The sequence below is a fragment of the Lacinutrix sp. genome, from assembly GCF_029238095.1.
Classification (GTDB): Bacteria; Bacteroidota; Bacteroidia; order Flavobacteriales; family Flavobacteriaceae; genus Lacinutrix.
Genome location: NZ_JAQWGS010000026.1, coordinates 1 through 15,502, shown reverse-complemented (window position 1 = coordinate 15,502; position 15,502 = coordinate 1). Strand labels below are relative to the sequence as shown.

Here is a 15,502-nt window from a genome sequence, read left to right as displayed (position 1 = left end):
ACGTTTTTATATATAGCGTTGTAAATAATTTATTTGTGTGCTTATGAAAAAAACAACACTTTACAATACTCATTTAAATCTAAATGCAAAAATGACTGCTTTTGGTGGATATGAGATGCCCGTTCAATATACAGGTGTTAAAAATGAACATCTAGCAGTAAGGGAGAAGCTCGGAGTTTTTGATGTTTCGCATATGGGGGAATTTTATGTTTCTGGACCGAATTCATTGAATCTACTTCAATATATATGTAGTAATGATATCTCAAAAATAACTACCGGAAAAGCACAATACAACTATCTTCCAAATGAAACAGGTGGAATTGTAGACGACCTTATTGTTTACAGATTGGAGGAAGAAAGATATCTTCTGGTGGTTAATGCCTCAAATATTAATAAAGATTGGAGTTGGATTCAAAAACACAATCATGAATTCAAGGCTAAACTGGAAGATGTTTCTGAAAATACTGGCTTATTTGCAATTCAGGGCCCTAAAGCGATAATTGCAATGAAAAAATTAACTAGCTATCCTCTGGAAACTCTTCCCTTCTATTCTCATACGACTGCTGATTTTTCAGGTATTGAAAATATCTTAATTGCGACTACAGGATATACAGGTGCTGGTGGTATAGAAATTTATTTTCCTTCAAACTACTCAGAACACATATGGAGTAATATCCTAAAAGCTGGAGCCGAACATGGAATTATTCCAGCCGGACTTGCCGCAAGAGATACTCTTAGAACAGAAATGGGATACTCTCTATATGGAAATGAAATTGACGAAAACACATCACCAATTTCAGCAGGATTAAGCTGGATTAGTAAAAATGAAACTAAATTTATTAATTCAGAAAATATCAATCAGGAGAAAGTCACCGGATCCCATCAAAAAATAATTGGTTTTATTATGGATGCAAGAGCAATTCCAAGAAGTGGATATAAGATTGTTAATATTCATGGTGATCAAATTGGAGTTGTCACTTCCGGTACTCAATCTCCTACACTATCGATTGGCATAGGACTTGGTTATATTTCAAAATCTTATTCGAAGGTTGGTACTAAAATTGGGATTTTAATTCGTGAGAAAAACTGTCCTGCACATGTTGTAAAACTACCATTTATAAAAACTTAATCTTTGAAATCCATACTAATTTTAGGAGGGAGTGGATTCATTGGCAATGCCCTATACAAAGAATTAGGGCCCTATTTTAATACTTTTGGGACCTTTAATAATAATTTAAAATTTAGGGATAATAAACATTTTTTTCAATATGATATTGAAAAAGGAGGACTTAATGACATTCTAAACGAGGTAAAACCCAAACTTATAATATCAGCTTTAAGAGGAAGATTTAATGCTCAACTAGATTCACATTCCTGTATTATTGAATATGTAAAATTTAATAACTGTAGAGTTATGTTTTTGTCTTCAGCTAATGTCTTTGATTCTTTTAGGCATTATCCGTCATATGAATATGACAAAACTCTCTCTGAGAGCATTTACGGTCATTTTAAAATAAAGATAGAAAATCAACTGATGAATCTTCCAATTGGTAAATTCATTATTATTAGATTACCAATGATTTTTGGAATAAATGCGCCTAGAACTCAAGATATCGATAAGGCAATAATTGAAAATAAAGCAATAGAAGTTTTTCCAAATACTATAATCAATGTTAATAGTGACGTCCGATTAAGTCAACAGATTCATTATATCATAAATCATAAAAAAACAGGTATTTTTCACCTAGGAAGTACAGATTTAATTTCTCATTTTGACTTTATTAAAACATTAGTCGAAAAAAGACATTCAAAGATTGGTAAGTATAAACATGTGTTTAGTACTAATAATATTAGATATTTAGCTACCCTTCCAAAAGAAAATAAGTTACCTCAGTATATTCAACCTTCATATAATGACATCTTAGACGAATTGAGTTAGTAATAAATCTCTTTTGTTAAGTAAAAGTAAATACTTATTGATTTTACTTTTACTTAACAGTCAAACTGAATTAACAATATTATTTATTATTACTTAAAAATGTAGTCCCTTCAAAATCTGAAAGTTTTTTATCTTTATAAATTCATAACATATATGTGTGGGAAGAGCATTTGAATTTAGAAAAGCCCGTAAAATGAAACGCTGGTCAGCTATGGCCAAAACCTTTACACGTATTGGAAAGGACATCGTCATGAGCGTAAAGGAAGGAGGTTCAGATCCAAATAATAATTCTAGACTACGTGCTGTAATTCAAAATGCCAAGGCTGCTAACATGCCTAAAGAAAATGTAGAACGTGCTATTAAAAAGGCTTCAGATAAAAATACGGGTGATTTTAAAGAAGTACTTTTTGAAGGTTATGCGCCTCATGGTATTGCTGTTTTGGTAGAAACTGCTACTGATAATAACAACAGAACTGTTGCAAATATTCGTTCCTATTTTAATAAGTTAAATGGGAGTTTAGGAACAACTGGATCTGTAGAATTTATGTTTGATCACAGCTGTAATTTTAGAATAAATCCAAATGATCATGAAGTAGATGAGATTGAATTAGAATTCATTGATTATGGAGTAGAGGAAGTTTTTAAAGATGAAGATGGTATTGTTTTATATGCTCCTTTCGAATACTATGGCATAATCCAGAAAGAGTTGGAAAAAAGAAACTTTGAAATACTTTCTTCAGATTTTGAAAGGATACCTCAGGTAATTAAACGATTGAGTATAGATAAGCAAAAAGAAGTATTACAACTAATCGAAAAAATTGAAGACGACGAAGATGTCCAAAACGTATACCACTCAATGGAAATTAAAAATTAATCAAAAACTTTTCTCTTTAGAGTAACCACAAACTCCTTTAAATAAAGTCTCCAGTGTTTTTAAATCTTTTTGTTCATCACTTGATGTATAGAAATTTGAATGGACAATAACTTTTTTATTTTCATAATCAAAAGAAACAGGTATAATAGGTATTTTTAAACGTTTGGCGATATAGTAGTATCCTGTTCGGAGTTTATCTACCTTTCCACGAGTTCCTTCAGGCGCCAATGCTAATCTAAATTTTTCATGGGCTTCAAATACAGCTGCTATTGACTCTACTGAGTCTTTATTCCCAGAACGATCAATTGGAGCACCTCCTAAAGTTCTAAAAAACCAGCCTGTTAAGGGGGTGAATAATTCCTTTTTCCCAACAAAATTTATCGATTCTCCTAAAATACTTCGAACCAATAAGCCTATGAAAATATCTAACCAACTTGTGTGAGGAACCACAGCTACAATGTACTTTGGAATTGAAGGGAAAGTCCCAACTATTGACCAATTCATTAAGTTGAAATAAATATTTTTTGAAAGAAAGCGAAACATAATTAGTGAATTGATTTAAAATCTTCATTTGGAAACCCTATAAGATATAAGGATTTTTTTGCTCTTGTAATAGCTGTATATAGCCACCTAAAATATTCTTTATTAGGTCCTTCTTTTAAATACGGTTTTTCAACAAAAACATTTTCCCACTGACCACCTTGTGACTTATGACAGGTAATTGCATAAGAATACTTAACCTGTAATGAATTAAAGAAAGGATTTTTTTTAACTTTTAAGAACTTTTTATACTTTGATTTCTCTGATGAATAATCTTCAACTACCTTTTGATAAAGTCGATTTCCTTCTTCAAAAGATAAGGAGGGAGTTTCTGATTTTAAAGTATCTAATAAAACTACTGTATCAAAGGGATCCTCATCGGAATAATCCACCAGGCGAGCACGAACCTCAGCAAAAGAAAAATCATAAATATTTTTTCTAGCATGAATTGCAAGGACTTCAATTACATCTCCATTTGCAATAAAACCAGGCTTGGAGTCAGAAGCAAGCCAAAAATAGTTGTTTTTTACAACCATCAATTGATCACCGACACATAATTCATCCTCCCACCCTAGAATACGATTACGAATGTGTTCATTGAATAAATTTGCTCTTTTGTTTGATCTAACTATAAAAATCGTTTGATCAATTCCACCTTTATCAAAAGCATTAGATAAAGAATCAAAAAGATCCATGCCACTATTGGAGTAATGTATGTCTTTAACCCCATCGACATCAAATTGAAACTGATCATAATTCTCCTCATTAAGCTGAAACCTTAATTGAGTTGCATTATTTAATATTCCTGAACCAAGAGATTGACGAACAACACTATCTAATTCGACACAATATACATTATCAAAATGATATTGCTCTAGTTCATTTAAATCAAGAGCTGGACTCAAGTTTAGATGAACTGGCGGTAATTGTGCAGGATCTCCAACAAAAATCAACTTACATTGATCTCCTTGACTTACATATTGAATTAAATCATGGAGTAAAGATCCGTTTTCAAAAAGTTTAGAATGCTTTCTGTCATCACTTATCATAGAAGCTTCATCTATAATGAAAATTGTTTTTCGATATTTATTAGGTTTTAATTGAAATATTATTTTTCCTGAACTTTCGGTTTTAGGATAATATATTTGTTTATGAATTGTGTAGGCAGAAAATTTTGAATATGTAGCCATTACTTTTGCTGCCCGACCTGTTGGAGCCATAAGTACTCCTTTATATCCAGCATATTTTAATTGACGAATTAAATACCCAATTAAAGTTGTTTTTCCTGTCCCTGCGTATCCCTTTAGAAGAAAAGCAGTATTTGGTGAATTTGAAAGAATAAAATCAGCTACTTTATTAAACCAGTTTCTTTGGGAATCTGTTGGTTCAAATGGAAAGTTATCTTTTAGTTGTAAACGAAATTTTTCAGAAGTCATTTAATGATTTATTAGGATAAATATAAATCATTTTAAATACTTTTGTGATTCAAAAAAAATTGTAGATTTGTTTTTATCAAATAAAAAATGACAATGAAATTAGGTATTCAAGTTGTTCTATGGATTGCATCAATCTTTTTTGCTTACAAAATATATGACTCAATAAGTGGTCCAATAACTTTCAACCAGACAAAAATTAAACGTTACTCCAAAGTTATTAATGTAATGAAGGATATTAGAACTGCACAAATAGCTCATAAAGATGTCAAGGGTGTTTATGCTAATAATTTTGATAGTTTAATAAAGTTTATAGATGAAGGCATCTTTACACTTTTAGAAAAACGCGACTCCTCTTATTTAGAATATGATAGAACCTATAGAATTGATATGCTTCGAGAGGTTATAGTAACCGATACCCTAGGGTTTGTCGCTGTAAAAGATTCCTTATTTCAAACATCTGATCGATACAAAAAAATGTCTAATATCCCAATTGAAGGTCTTCAGGACAGTGTTTTTAAAATAACGTCATCTATCATAAATAAAAATGGTTATAAAGTACCTGTTTTTGAAGTAAAGGTATCAAAAAACACATTGTTGTTTGATCAAGATCAAGATCTTGTAAAACAAGAGAATGAAACTGTTTCTGTAGATGGAGTAAATGGACCTGAAATTATACTTGGTTCCTTAACAAATGTTAGTACAAATGGAAACTGGCCAACCATTTTTGATGCCAAACAAGAATAAAATTCTTAAAAATCAAGATTTATCCATTCACGTTTTTACGGATGGATTTTATTTCTGTACCCAATCTAAAATTGAATACATACCACTAGTTGAAGATCCTCAAGATTTTCACAAAACCTTAACGGAATATCTGGATTATCATAGCAAGGAAAACTTTAATGCTTTTAGTTTAATTTCTTTTCACAACCCTTCAACATTCGTACCCTTATCGTTTTTTAATAAATCTTTCTGTGAAGATTATTTATGTCTTTATAAAAAAACAAAAGATTATGAAATAGCATCTTATGACACTTTGGAAGATTACAAGCAAGTTAATTTATATAGCTTTCCACAATTTATTAGTAAGGTTTTAAAGAAATCTAAAATTAACTTTGGTTTTCATCATTATAACACTCTACTTTATAAAAAAATACTAAGCCTAAATTCTTCAAATAAATTTGATTATAAAATTTTTATTCACTTACAGTTCGGAGCAATGGATGTCTTTCTTCTCCAAAAGAAATGCTTAAAATTCAATAATTGTTTTAAAGTTTCAAATACGGATGACTTTTTGTATTATCTCTTTTTTGTAGTAGAACAATTCGATATCGATACTAACAATTTAGAATTGAATTTTTTAGGTAAAATGAAGTCTTTTACACCATTCTATGAAGCTGTAGAACAATATCACACTAATATTAATTTTATTGATAAAGACATTAATCATATTTCAGATACCGCCGTTCATCATGCCCCTTTTTTAGCCAAATATTTTAGTTAATGAGAGTTATATCAGGGGTACACAAAGGTAGACGAATTCAAGCTCCAAAGAATCTACCGGTCCGTCCAACAACTGATCGCTCTAAAGAAGGACTTTTTAATATTCTCCAGCATCGCCTTGATTTCAAAAGCATTCAGGTACTTGATCTTTTTGCCGGGACGGGGAGTATTAGTTATGAATTTTCCTCCCGTGGTACTAAACATGTTTCAGCTATTGATCAAAACAGGAGTTGTGTTCAGTTTATTAAAAAAGTGTCTATTGACCTTGAAATGAAAATTATAGCGATTCAGGAAGAATGTTTTCGTTTTCTTGAACAAAACTCAATATCATACGATTTAATTTTTGCTGATCCTCCATATAATTTTGAAATTGATGACTATAAAAAGATTATTCTACTTTCAAAAAAAAGCCTTTCTAAAAAAGGCATTGTGATAATTGAGCATTTTAAACAAATAAAGCTCTCAGAAATTCAAGGATTTTCTTTTGATCGTGTCTATGGAAATAATGTCTTCTCTTTTTTTAATTATACAAAAAAGCAGGCCTATAAGCCGGATTCTGTCTAGTCTTATCATTTATCTGGATGTAAAATTACTCTTACATTCTAGCCGCCTACCCTTCTACATTGAACGAGCTACTCTTAATTGTAGATTTACTTGGCGTTGCACCACATAGAGTTTACCTGATTTCACTACAGCCGAACTGTACTTTCTTTCTGTTGCACTTGTCCGCTTCAAAGAAGGGCGGGTGTTACCCGCTATGCTGCTCTACGGTGTCCGGACTTTCCTCCCATACCAAAATGGCATGAGTGATAAGATGGCCTGCTTCGCAAAGCTAGTCATTTGTTGATAATTAAAAGTGAATATATGGTATGGAAAGAACAAAAGAATAATCTGATTTTTATATTTGTATATGGAATCTTTTTTAGTTTCAGCATTAAAATACAGACCTACATCTTTTGATGAGGTAGTAGGACAAGATAGTATAACAAAGACTTTAGGAAATAGCCTCAAAACTAATCAGCTCCCTCAAGCACTTCTTTTTTGTGGACCTCGAGGGGTAGGAAAAACATCTTGTGCACGAATTTTAGCCAAACAAATTAATGCAAATAATAGCGATACTTCTAAAGATTTTGCTTTCAATATTTTCGAACTTGATGCCGCCTCAAATAATTCAGTAGAAGATATTAGAAAGATTAATGAGCAGGTTCGGATTCCTCCGCAAATAGGAAGTCATAAAATTTATATCATAGATGAGGCACACATGCTTTCCAATGCAGCCTTTAATGCTTTTTTGAAAACACTTGAAGAACCACCAAAACATGCGATTTTTATATTAGCAACTACAGAAAAAAATAAAATCATATCCACTGTTCTATCACGCTGTCAAGTATATGACTTCAAGCGTATTTCGGTTAAGGATATTCAGTCATTTTTAGTTAAAATTGCAAAAGAAAGAAAGCTAGAATTCGAAGAAAATGCTTTTTACTTAATAGCTCAAAAGGCTGAAGGAGCTTTAAGAGATGCTCTTTCTATATTTGATCGAATGGTAAGTTTTACTAAAGGAAATCTTTCAGAATCCGCAGTAGCAGACAACTTAAATTTATTAGATCATCAAACTTATTTTGAATTAGGTGAACTCCTTTTTCAAAGAAAAGTCCCACAGATACTTATGTCTTATGATAAATTAGTTAAACGTGGGATTGAAAGTATACAACTAATTAAAGGATTAGGAGATCATTTTAGGAATTTAATATTTGCTAAAGACCCTAAAACAGCGGCTTTAATTGAAGTTGGAGAAAGTATTCGTAAATCCTATACAGAAATTACCCAAACTATTTCTAATGATTATCTCATGGACGGGATCGAAATAATTAATTCTTGTGAAATAAATTTTAGAAATGTCAAAAATAAAAGGATTCACATAGAATTAACCCTAATGCAACTAGCCTCACTTCATTTTAATGAAGAAAAAAAAAAGGATATATAATTACACCCAATGAAAATGATAGACTAGTAATAAATTCCGATTTAAGCTCTTCATTTTCAGTTCCACACTCTAAAAATTCATTAAATGAAAATAAAAAATCTCGCTTAGCTATAGAAAAAGAGAATCAAGAAACATTGATTGTAGATGCTCTTGACGATAAAAAAATCATTTCAAATATCAGTGATAAAGATCTTGAACTTCCTAAATCTAAAAATATAAATTTAAAAACTCCTGTTTCTGGTTTTTCACTTTCAAGCATTGCACTTAAAAAAGCTGCAAGCAATATAAATAGTTCCAAAGAAAAAGACTTTGATAAGCCAAGACATGATTTTGAATTTAAAACACTTGAATCTCTTTGGAAAGAATATATATTAAACTTGAAAAAAAAAGGGAAGAAGAATCTAGCATCAATATTTGGAGTCAGTAGTATTAACTTAAAAGGGGGTAACGAAATTTCTTTAACAGTTCCTAGTGAAATGAACAAAGTCGAAATGATAAAAGAAATGGATAATCTTCTTCCCTTCTTGAGAAAAAGATTAAATAATTATGGTATAAAAGTAGAAATTCTCATTTCAGAAGCCACTAAAGAAGAATTAGTATATTCTGTTAATGAAAAATATAAATACCTTAAAAAACTAAACCCTTCATTAGAAGAGCTAAGGGACAGATTTGATTTAGATTTTTGAAAAATTTTCTCGTTTCAACAAAAACAATAATATATTATTTTTTAAGATCTAGCATCTATTATTATATCAATATATATTGGTTAATCAGTTTAGTTTTTATTTTTATATAACTCTCGAATCATTCCATCGGAAAGACCAACTTTTGGCACATAAATAACTTTTGCTCCACTCCATTCAAATATTTTTAAAAAAAGTTTAGTTGCTGGTATGATAACATCAGATCTATCTGGATTTAATCCCAAATCAATAATTCGCTCTTCATAAGTTAACTCATTTAACTTATTGTAAATAAGATTTAATGTTAAAAAAGTAATGGGACGATTATCTTTTACATTAGAAATTTTATGCAACTTGTTAATATTCCCACCTGTTCCTAAAAGATAAACTTTAGAATAAATTTTAGTATGTTTTTTTACCCATATTTCTAATTGATTCCAAATTCGCTGATCAAAATCCTTGTTTAATAATCGAACCGTTCCAATCTTAAAAGAATTTGAATTTAGTCTTTTACCTCCTTTTAAGATACTTATTTCAGTACTTCCACCTCCCACATCTATGCAGAGAAAAGTCTTTTCAATATCAATATTTTCAAAAACATTGGTATTAGAAATGATTTTAGCTTCTTTTTTTCCATCAATTATTTCGATTTGAATTTTAGATTTATTAAAAACTCTTTCTACAACCTGTGAGCAATTTTTTGCACCTCGAAGCGCAGAAGTAGCAAAGGCAAGATAATCTTCTACGCCATGAACTTTCATAAGCAATCGGAAAGCCTTCATTGATTTAATAATACGTCCTATATTTTTTTTTGAAATTTCACCTTTAGTAAAGGCATCTTGCCCTAAACGGATTGGAACTCTTACGAGAGCATTTTTTTGAAAAAAAACTTGACCTTTATAATCAATCACATTAGAAACAAGTAATCTAACAGCATTGGAGCCAATATCTATTGCTCCGTACTTCCTAATTTTCATTGATCTACCTCTTTTTTATAGTATTCATAAATTTTAAACTGAGAGCGGTTAGGTTTTGAATTATTTTTAACAAAATTATTTTGAATAGGACCATTCAATCTTCTAGCTTTAACATTGTCATTCCATATAATATCAAAAACATCTTTAATTTGACGTTGTAACTCTGGGTCGTATATTGGAGCTGCAACCTCTAATCGATTTTCAATATTTCTTGTCATAAAATCTGCTGAAGATATGTACGTAATTAGAGAACCACCATTTATAAATTCATATACCCTAGGGTGCTCTAAAAATTTATCCACAACACTTAAAACCTCTATATTTTCACTCATTCCCTTAATACCAGGAATCAAACAACAAATACCTCTGACAACCATTTGAATTTTTACACCTTCATTGCTTGCTTGATAAAGTTTTTCAATTATTGAGAAATTAGTAATTGCATTCAACTTAAGACGAATTCCACTTGGAAGTCCTATTTTATGATTTTCAATCTCCTTGTTAATCATTTTAACCAAAGCATTGTGAGTATGATGAGGAGATACTATAAGGTGTTTATAAGCTTTAAGCTTATAATGTACTTGTAAAAAGTTGAAAACTTTATTTACTTCTTTAAGTACTTTTTGATTTGATGTAAATAAGGTATAATCTGTATAAACTTTTGCTGTGTCTTCATTAAAATTACCAGTACTTATAAAGCCATATCGTCTTTTTTTTCCTTGAGTTGACTTTTCAATTACGCATATTTTAGAATGGACTTTTAAACCAGGAATACCAAAAATAAGTTCTACCCCAGCAGCCTGCATTTGTTCAGCATATATTATATTATTGGTTTCATCAAAGCGTGCTTGAAGCTCTATTTGAACTAAAACTTTTTTTCCATTCTTGGCAGCATTAATTAAAGAACTTGCAACATTCGAAAGTCTAGAAAGACGATAAATTGTTATTTTTATAATTGTTACTTCTGGATCTAAAGCAGCTTCACGCAAAAATTTTATAACGAAAGAAAAACTATGATATGGAGTGTATATTAGATAATCTTTTTGCTTTATTGCTTTAAAAATACTTTTCTCCAAAGAAAGGCCATTTATTGGTAGGGCTTCTTTTCGCTCATATTGTAAATCACTTCGATTTAATTGTGGAAAGTTCATATAATCTCTTCGATGATGATAACGACCTCCAGGAATAAGGCTATCGTTAGTGCCAACACCAAGAATTTTTTTAACCATATTAATAGCTTCTTTAGAAATATCTTTATCATGAACCAGACGAACAGGTTCTGCAAGAAAACGATCCCGTACACTTTTAACAATTTTATTTATATAACTCTTAGACACATCACCTTCCATATCTAATTCTGCATCACGAGTGACTTTAATCATATGAGACTCTATATGAGTATATTCGAAAAAATTGAAAATTATATGAAAATGATATCGTATCAAATCATCAAGAAACATAACGTATTTCTTGTTGTTAATACTTGGTAAAACAATAAAACGATCTAAATCAGTTGGCAATTCAATTAAAGCAAATTGAGTCTTAATCTCTTTTTTTTCATCAAAAATTAACTTTACTGCTAAAAATGCATTATTATCTGAAAAATCCTGATTATCATCTTCAGAAACAATAATCGTCATTAATGAAGGGCTTACTTTTTGAATAAAATATTCTTTTAGAAAAGTCTCGTGTTCCTTTAAAACTTCACTTTCATTAATAAAATAAATCTCTTCTTTTTCTAGCTCTACTTCAATAGAACTAAGAATCTGTGTACTTTCTTTTTGTTGTTTAATTACTTTTTGAGTAATAGTTTTCAATAAATCTGAAGCTGTCAAACCTCCAAAAATATTTTTCCCTGATTTTTCTGATTGAGCAATCCGCTGGACAGTTGCAAAACGGACCTGAAAAAATTCATCTAAGTTATTAGAGAAAATTCCTATAAATCGAAGGCGCTCTAAAAGTGGAACATCTGGGTCGGCTGCTTCTTGAAGTACACGGCCATTAAAGTCTAACCAACTTAATTCTCTGTTGATATACCTTTCTTGCTTTTTCATACTACTTTAAAATTATTTTTGGTATTCCTAAAGTTAATGCTCCATCTGCTATATTAGTCCACTTACTTTGTTGAAATTCTAATTTTGCCCACGCAGAAGTTGGTAAATAATCTAATTCTGTATTACTAAGATATGACGCTGCATCAGTAAATGCAGGATTATGACCAACACAAATAACACTATCATATTTATCTGATAATTTTTTTAAAAAATTTATCAATTTAGAGGCTTCGAAGGTATAAAGGTCCTCAACAAGATTAACTGTTTTAAAAGAAATTAATAAGCTATTAACCAAGATTAATGTTGTGTGTGTAGCTCTATTTGCAGTACTTGAAAAAATAATTTCAGATGATGAAAAAATTTCAGGGTTATGCATTGCCATTTGTTTAATTCGTTTTATTCCCTTTTTACTTAAGGGTCGGTCACGATCTTCTAAATTAAATTCCCATGAAGATTTAGCATGACGTATTAAAACTAATTTTTTCATATCATGGTGCTAATCGTTCTAAATCCCACAATCCTGTTTGACGTAAATGACAACGTATTCGATCATGTAATCGATTAGGTCTACCTTGCCAAAACTCGATAGATTTAGGAATGACCAGATAACCACCCCAGTTATCTGGACGAGGAATTTCTTCATTTTTATATTGAATCTCTAAAGCATTTAATTTAGCTTCTATAATTGTTCTATCTGAAATTACATTACTTTGATCAGATACAATAGCTCCTAATTGACTTCCTTTTGGTCTTGAATTAAAATATTCATCTGACAGGTCTGAAGGTGTTTTTTGAATCAATCCTTTAATAATTACTTGACGCTCAAGAGGAGGCCAAAAAAAAGATAATCCAACTTTTGGATGATGAGCAATTGCTAACCCTTTCTCACTTTGGTAGTTTGTATAAAAAACAAAGCCTTTATCTGTGAAAGCTTTAAGCAAAACCACCCTAGACTTTGGAAAATCGTCTATCCCGAGGGTCGCTAGGGACATCGCGTTAGCTTCTTCAATTTCAGAATGATTAGATGCTTCATCAAACCATTTTTTAAAAAAACCTATAGGATCGTCGCCAACATCAGATAAGTCTAATGAACTTTTATCGTATGACTTTCTTAGTTGTCCTAAATCTTCTTTATCCATATATTATGCAATTTACAATTGATTTTATTTAAATAGAATAAGTTTTTAAATCTTCAGATAAAAGAATTGATTCAAAAACTGTAGAAGCTTCTTTAATAAAGTCCTTTTTATCAGAATAACGATTCGAATAATGACCTAATAATAGTTTTTTTACATTTGCAGAATTTGCAATTTTTGCAGCTTGAAGTGCTGTACTGTGTTTAGTTTTTTTTGCTAAATCTGCATGTTTTTCTAAAAATGTAGCTTCATGGTATAATAAGTCAACCCCCTTTATAAGTGAAATCAGTTTCTTATTGTATGCTGTGTCACTACAATATGCATATTTTTTTGAGGGTTCTGGATTTAAAGTAAGCTCTTTATTTTCTTTAAAGATTCCATTCGCTAGCTCTATATCAAGACCGTTTTGTAATTGAGAGTAATGGAAAGGTTCTAAATTCAAACTTTCTGTGGCTTTAGAATTTATTTTACGTTTGACCGTTTTAGTAGTAAATAGAAAACCATTTGTGTAAATACGATGATCTAAAGGCAGCGTAGAAACACAAATAGTATCGTCCTCGAATATTTTTTCACTATTTGGTGAAGATAATTCGTGAAAATGTAAAGAATAATCTGTCCAAGAATTCGACATTTTTAGCTGTAATGTAATAATTTCTTTAATTCCCTTTGGTCCATATATATTAAGTTGAGTTGTACGACCAAGTAAACGAAATGTACTTATCAAACCAATGAGACCGTAAAAGTGATCTCCGTGCAAATGAGAAATAAAAATGTGTTGAATTAAAGAAAATTTTATCTTCAATTTTCTTAATTGAATTTGTGTTCCTTCTCCACAATCAATTAAAAAAAATTTACCTTTTACCTCTAGCAATTGAGATGTAGTATGTTTGTTCTCCTTTGGTGTAGCCGAATGACATCCTAAAATTGTAAGTTTCATCATTATTGAAAGCCTAAATCGCGTTGCATCCGTTCGAAAGAAATAAAATCATTTGCCTCTACAAGTGTTGGTGCTATATTAAATTCAATTGGTAAAATATCAATTTCATCGTGAGGAAGAATTAATACAAGTAATCTAGACTTTTTTTTTAACAATGACTGTAACTCAATCAAATCTTCAATTGGCAAGAGAGCTTTAGTGCAGTCAAGAATTAAATCAAAACTTAATTCAAAATTTAGCTGCTTTAAACAACTCATTTTTTGCTTAATAAATTGGTCTGTGGAAACAGTTCCTATATCATTTTTATCAATTAAAATCATGTAATAGAAATATTCAGTTTGGAAGCTAGAAGGTATATAATTGCCATCCTAATTGCTACACCATTTTCGACTTGATCTAAAATAATAGATTGATCAGAATCAGCAACTTCACTACTAATTTCTACACCTCTATTTATCGGTCCAGGATGCAAAATCACGATATCCTTTTTTACTGCTTCTAACCGTTTAGAAGTAAGTCCAAAATTTTGAGTGTATTCTCTTGTTGATGGAAAATAATTCAAATCCATGCGCTCATTTTGAACACGTAATATGTTTAGTGCATCACACCATTTAAGTGTCTTAGATAAATCTGTAGATATTTTAACTCCAAGAGAATCAATATGTTTTGGAATTAAAGATTTTGGAGCACACACACTCACCTCAGCACCTAACATTTTTAAAGCATATATATTAGATAATGCAACTCTGGAGTGTAAAACATCACCTACAATAGCAATTCTTTTTCCAACTAGCTCTCCAAACTTTTCTTGGAGAGAAAAAGCATCTAATAAGGCTTGAGATGGGTGCTCGTGCGTACCATCTCCTGCATTTATAATACATGAATCAACTTGTTTTGAAAGGAAATGAGCAGCACCAGGATTTGGATGTCGAATTACAATCATATCAACTTTCATGGCCAATATATTATTGACTGTATCGACCAGAGTTTCTCCTTTTTTTAATGAAGATTGATTAGCTGAAAAGTTAAGTACATCAGCGCTCAGTCTTTTTTCAGCTAATTCAAAAGATAGCTTGGTACGAGTGCTGTTTTCAAAAAACAAATTTGCAATGGTAATATCTCGTAGACTTGGAACTTTTTTTATAGGCCGATTAATGACTTCTTTAAAATGTTTAGCAGTCTCAAAAATCAAGTTTATGTCTTGTATCTTAAGGTATTTAATTCCCAAAAGATGTGAAACACTTAGTGCTTTCATTCAATGTACTTTTCTAGATAAACTATATTTTCTGTTTCTTTTTTAGACCATACAACTTTAACCTTATCGCCTTGTAATGCGTCAATTTGAGCTCCAAGATAGTCTGGCTGTATAGGTAAATGTCTGCTAAATCTTCTATCTACTAAAACCAATAATTCTATTGACCTAGGTCTTCCGTAAG

Annotated in this window: 16 protein-coding genes, 1 other RNA gene and 2 pseudogenes; 8 read left to right on the top strand and 11 right to left on the bottom strand. The window is 30.7% G+C overall.

The window, feature by feature from the left end:
- The first annotated feature begins 43 nt into the window (after positions 1-43).
- From gcvT to P8H50_RS08060, 3 genes are all read left to right on the top strand, one after another.
- The gene (gcvT, locus tag P8H50_RS08070; RefSeq protein ID WP_300207575.1) at positions 44-1,129 is read left to right on the top strand and encodes a glycine cleavage system aminomethyltransferase GcvT; all 1,086 of its coding nucleotides are present in this window, start codon (positions 44-46) and stop codon (positions 1,127-1,129) included.
- 3 nt (positions 1,130-1,132) lie between these two features.
- Entirely contained in the window at positions 1,133-1,939 is an 807-nt protein-coding gene (locus tag P8H50_RS08065) for a sugar nucleotide-binding protein (protein ID WP_300207573.1), read from the top strand.
- 157 nt (positions 1,940-2,096) lie between these two features.
- Positions 2,097-2,813, top strand: a complete 717-nt coding sequence (locus P8H50_RS08060; protein ID WP_300207571.1) for a YebC/PmpR family DNA-binding transcriptional regulator — start codon at positions 2,097-2,099, stop codon at positions 2,811-2,813.
- Here P8H50_RS08060 and P8H50_RS08055 read toward each other — a convergent pair whose 3' ends face one another.
- Entirely contained in the window at positions 2,814-3,317 is a 504-nt protein-coding gene (locus P8H50_RS08055) for a 1-acyl-sn-glycerol-3-phosphate acyltransferase (protein ID WP_300207569.1), read from the bottom strand.
- A 41-nt stretch (positions 3,318-3,358) separates the two neighbouring features.
- Positions 3,359-4,789 (bottom strand): AAA family ATPase, encoded by a 1,431-nt coding sequence (locus P8H50_RS08050; protein WP_300207567.1) that lies wholly within the window; start codon positions 4,787-4,789, stop codon positions 3,359-3,361.
- Positions 4,790-4,876: 87 nt separating this feature from the next.
- On the opposite strand from P8H50_RS08050, the gene P8H50_RS08045 reads away from it, so the two are divergent.
- The 3 genes and pseudogenes from P8H50_RS08045 to P8H50_RS08035 form a co-directional block, all read left to right on the top strand.
- Positions 4,877-5,533, top strand: coding sequence for a hypothetical protein (locus P8H50_RS08045; protein WP_366900971.1), 657 nt, complete (start codon positions 4,877-4,879; stop codon positions 5,531-5,533).
- Positions 5,493-6,293 (top strand): DUF3822 family protein, encoded by an 801-nt coding sequence (locus tag P8H50_RS08040; protein WP_300207565.1) that lies wholly within the window; start codon positions 5,493-5,495, stop codon positions 6,291-6,293. Before P8H50_RS08045 ends, P8H50_RS08040 begins: the two co-directional genes overlap by 41 nt.
- A pseudogene (locus P8H50_RS08035) lies at positions 6,293-6,799 on the top strand (RsmD family RNA methyltransferase); the annotation flags it as partial. The gene P8H50_RS08040 and the pseudogene P8H50_RS08035, both read left to right, overlap by 1 nt.
- A 22-nt stretch (positions 6,800-6,821) precedes the next feature.
- Here the strand turns inward: P8H50_RS08035 and rnpB are convergent.
- An RNA gene (gene rnpB / locus P8H50_RS08030) (RNase P RNA component class A) lies at positions 6,822-7,118 on the bottom strand.
- An 84-nt stretch (positions 7,119-7,202) separates the two neighbouring features.
- Here rnpB and dnaX point away from each other — a divergent pair.
- Both dnaX and P8H50_RS08020 read left to right on the top strand, forming a co-directional pair.
- A complete protein-coding gene (gene dnaX / locus P8H50_RS08025) occupies positions 7,203-8,279 on the top strand; it encodes a DNA polymerase III subunit gamma/tau (protein WP_300207563.1) in 1,077 nt (358 codons plus the stop codon).
- 134 nt (positions 8,280-8,413) lie between these two features.
- Positions 8,414-8,965, top strand: a complete 552-nt coding sequence (locus P8H50_RS08020; RefSeq protein WP_300207561.1) for a hypothetical protein — start codon at positions 8,414-8,416, stop codon at positions 8,963-8,965.
- Positions 8,966-9,054: 89 nt separating this feature from the next.
- Here P8H50_RS08020 and P8H50_RS08015 read toward each other — a convergent pair whose 3' ends face one another.
- The 8 genes and pseudogenes from P8H50_RS08015 to P8H50_RS07980 all read right to left on the bottom strand — a co-directional run.
- Complete coding sequence (locus P8H50_RS08015) at positions 9,055-9,939, bottom strand: exopolyphosphatase (RefSeq protein WP_300207559.1); 885 nt, start codon at positions 9,937-9,939, stop codon at positions 9,055-9,057.
- Positions 9,936-11,993 (bottom strand): polyphosphate kinase 1, encoded by a 2,058-nt coding sequence (gene ppk1 / locus P8H50_RS08010; RefSeq protein ID WP_300207557.1) that lies wholly within the window; start codon positions 11,991-11,993, stop codon positions 9,936-9,938. Before ppk1 ends, P8H50_RS08015 begins: the two co-directional genes overlap by 4 nt.
- Before the next feature lies 1 nt (position 11,994).
- Complete coding sequence (locus P8H50_RS08005; RefSeq protein WP_300207555.1) at positions 11,995-12,480, bottom strand: histidine phosphatase family protein; 486 nt, start codon at positions 12,478-12,480, stop codon at positions 11,995-11,997.
- Between the two features lies 1 nt (position 12,481).
- Positions 12,482-13,132, bottom strand: coding sequence for a pyridoxamine 5'-phosphate oxidase (gene pdxH / locus P8H50_RS08000; RefSeq protein WP_300207553.1), 651 nt, complete (start codon positions 13,130-13,132; stop codon positions 12,482-12,484).
- Positions 13,133-13,160: 28 nt separating this feature from the next.
- Entirely contained in the window at positions 13,161-14,066 is a 906-nt protein-coding gene (locus tag P8H50_RS07995; protein WP_300208237.1) for a ribonuclease Z, read from the bottom strand.
- Positions 14,067-14,068: 2 nt separating this feature from the next.
- Positions 14,069-14,386, bottom strand: coding sequence for a hypothetical protein (locus P8H50_RS07990; RefSeq protein ID WP_300207551.1), 318 nt, complete (start codon positions 14,384-14,386; stop codon positions 14,069-14,071).
- Complete coding sequence (locus tag P8H50_RS07985; RefSeq protein ID WP_300207549.1) at positions 14,383-15,321, bottom strand: aspartate carbamoyltransferase catalytic subunit; 939 nt, start codon at positions 15,319-15,321, stop codon at positions 14,383-14,385. The genes P8H50_RS07990 and P8H50_RS07985 overlap by 4 nt, the downstream gene beginning before the upstream one ends.
- A pseudogene (locus P8H50_RS07980) lies at positions 15,318-15,502 on the bottom strand (bifunctional pyr operon transcriptional regulator/uracil phosphoribosyltransferase PyrR); the annotation flags it as partial. The pseudogene P8H50_RS07980 and the gene P8H50_RS07985, both read right to left, overlap by 4 nt.

Bases quoted from the DNA above. Each gene is read 5' to 3' on its own strand.
- gcvT (WP_300207575.1), top strand. From the start codon at position 44: ATGAAAAAAACAACACTTTACAATACTCATTTAAATCTAAATGCAAAA.
- P8H50_RS08055 (WP_300207569.1), bottom strand. From the start codon at position 3,317: ATGAATTGGTCAATAGTTGGGACTTTCCCTTCAATTCCAAAGTACATT.
- P8H50_RS08050 (WP_300207567.1), bottom strand. From the start codon at position 4,789: ATGACTTCTGAAAAATTTCGTTTACAACTAAAAGATAACTTTCCATTT.
- P8H50_RS08045 (WP_366900971.1), top strand. From the start codon at position 4,877: ATGACAATGAAATTAGGTATTCAAGTTGTTCTATGGATTGCATCAATC.
- P8H50_RS08040 (WP_300207565.1), top strand. From the start codon at position 5,493: ATGGAAACTGGCCAACCATTTTTGATGCCAAACAAGAATAAAATTCTT.
- dnaX (WP_300207563.1), top strand. From the start codon at position 7,203: ATGGAATCTTTTTTAGTTTCAGCATTAAAATACAGACCTACATCTTTT.
- P8H50_RS08015 (WP_300207559.1), bottom strand. From the start codon at position 9,939: ATGAAAATTAGGAAGTACGGAGCAATAGATATTGGCTCCAATGCTGTT.
- ppk1 (WP_300207557.1), bottom strand. From the start codon at position 11,993: ATGAAAAAGCAAGAAAGGTATATCAACAGAGAATTAAGTTGGTTAGAC.
- P8H50_RS08005 (WP_300207555.1), bottom strand. From the start codon at position 12,480: ATGAAAAAATTAGTTTTAATACGTCATGCTAAATCTTCATGGGAATTT.
- pdxH (WP_300207553.1), bottom strand. From the start codon at position 13,132: ATGGATAAAGAAGATTTAGGACAACTAAGAAAGTCATACGATAAAAGT.
- P8H50_RS07995 (WP_300208237.1), bottom strand. From the start codon at position 14,066: ATGAAACTTACAATTTTAGGATGTCATTCGGCTACACCAAAGGAGAAC.
- P8H50_RS07990 (WP_300207551.1), bottom strand. From the start codon at position 14,386: ATGATTTTAATTGATAAAAATGATATAGGAACTGTTTCCACAGACCAA.
- P8H50_RS07985 (WP_300207549.1), bottom strand. From the start codon at position 15,321: ATGAAAGCACTAAGTGTTTCACATCTTTTGGGAATTAAATACCTTAAG.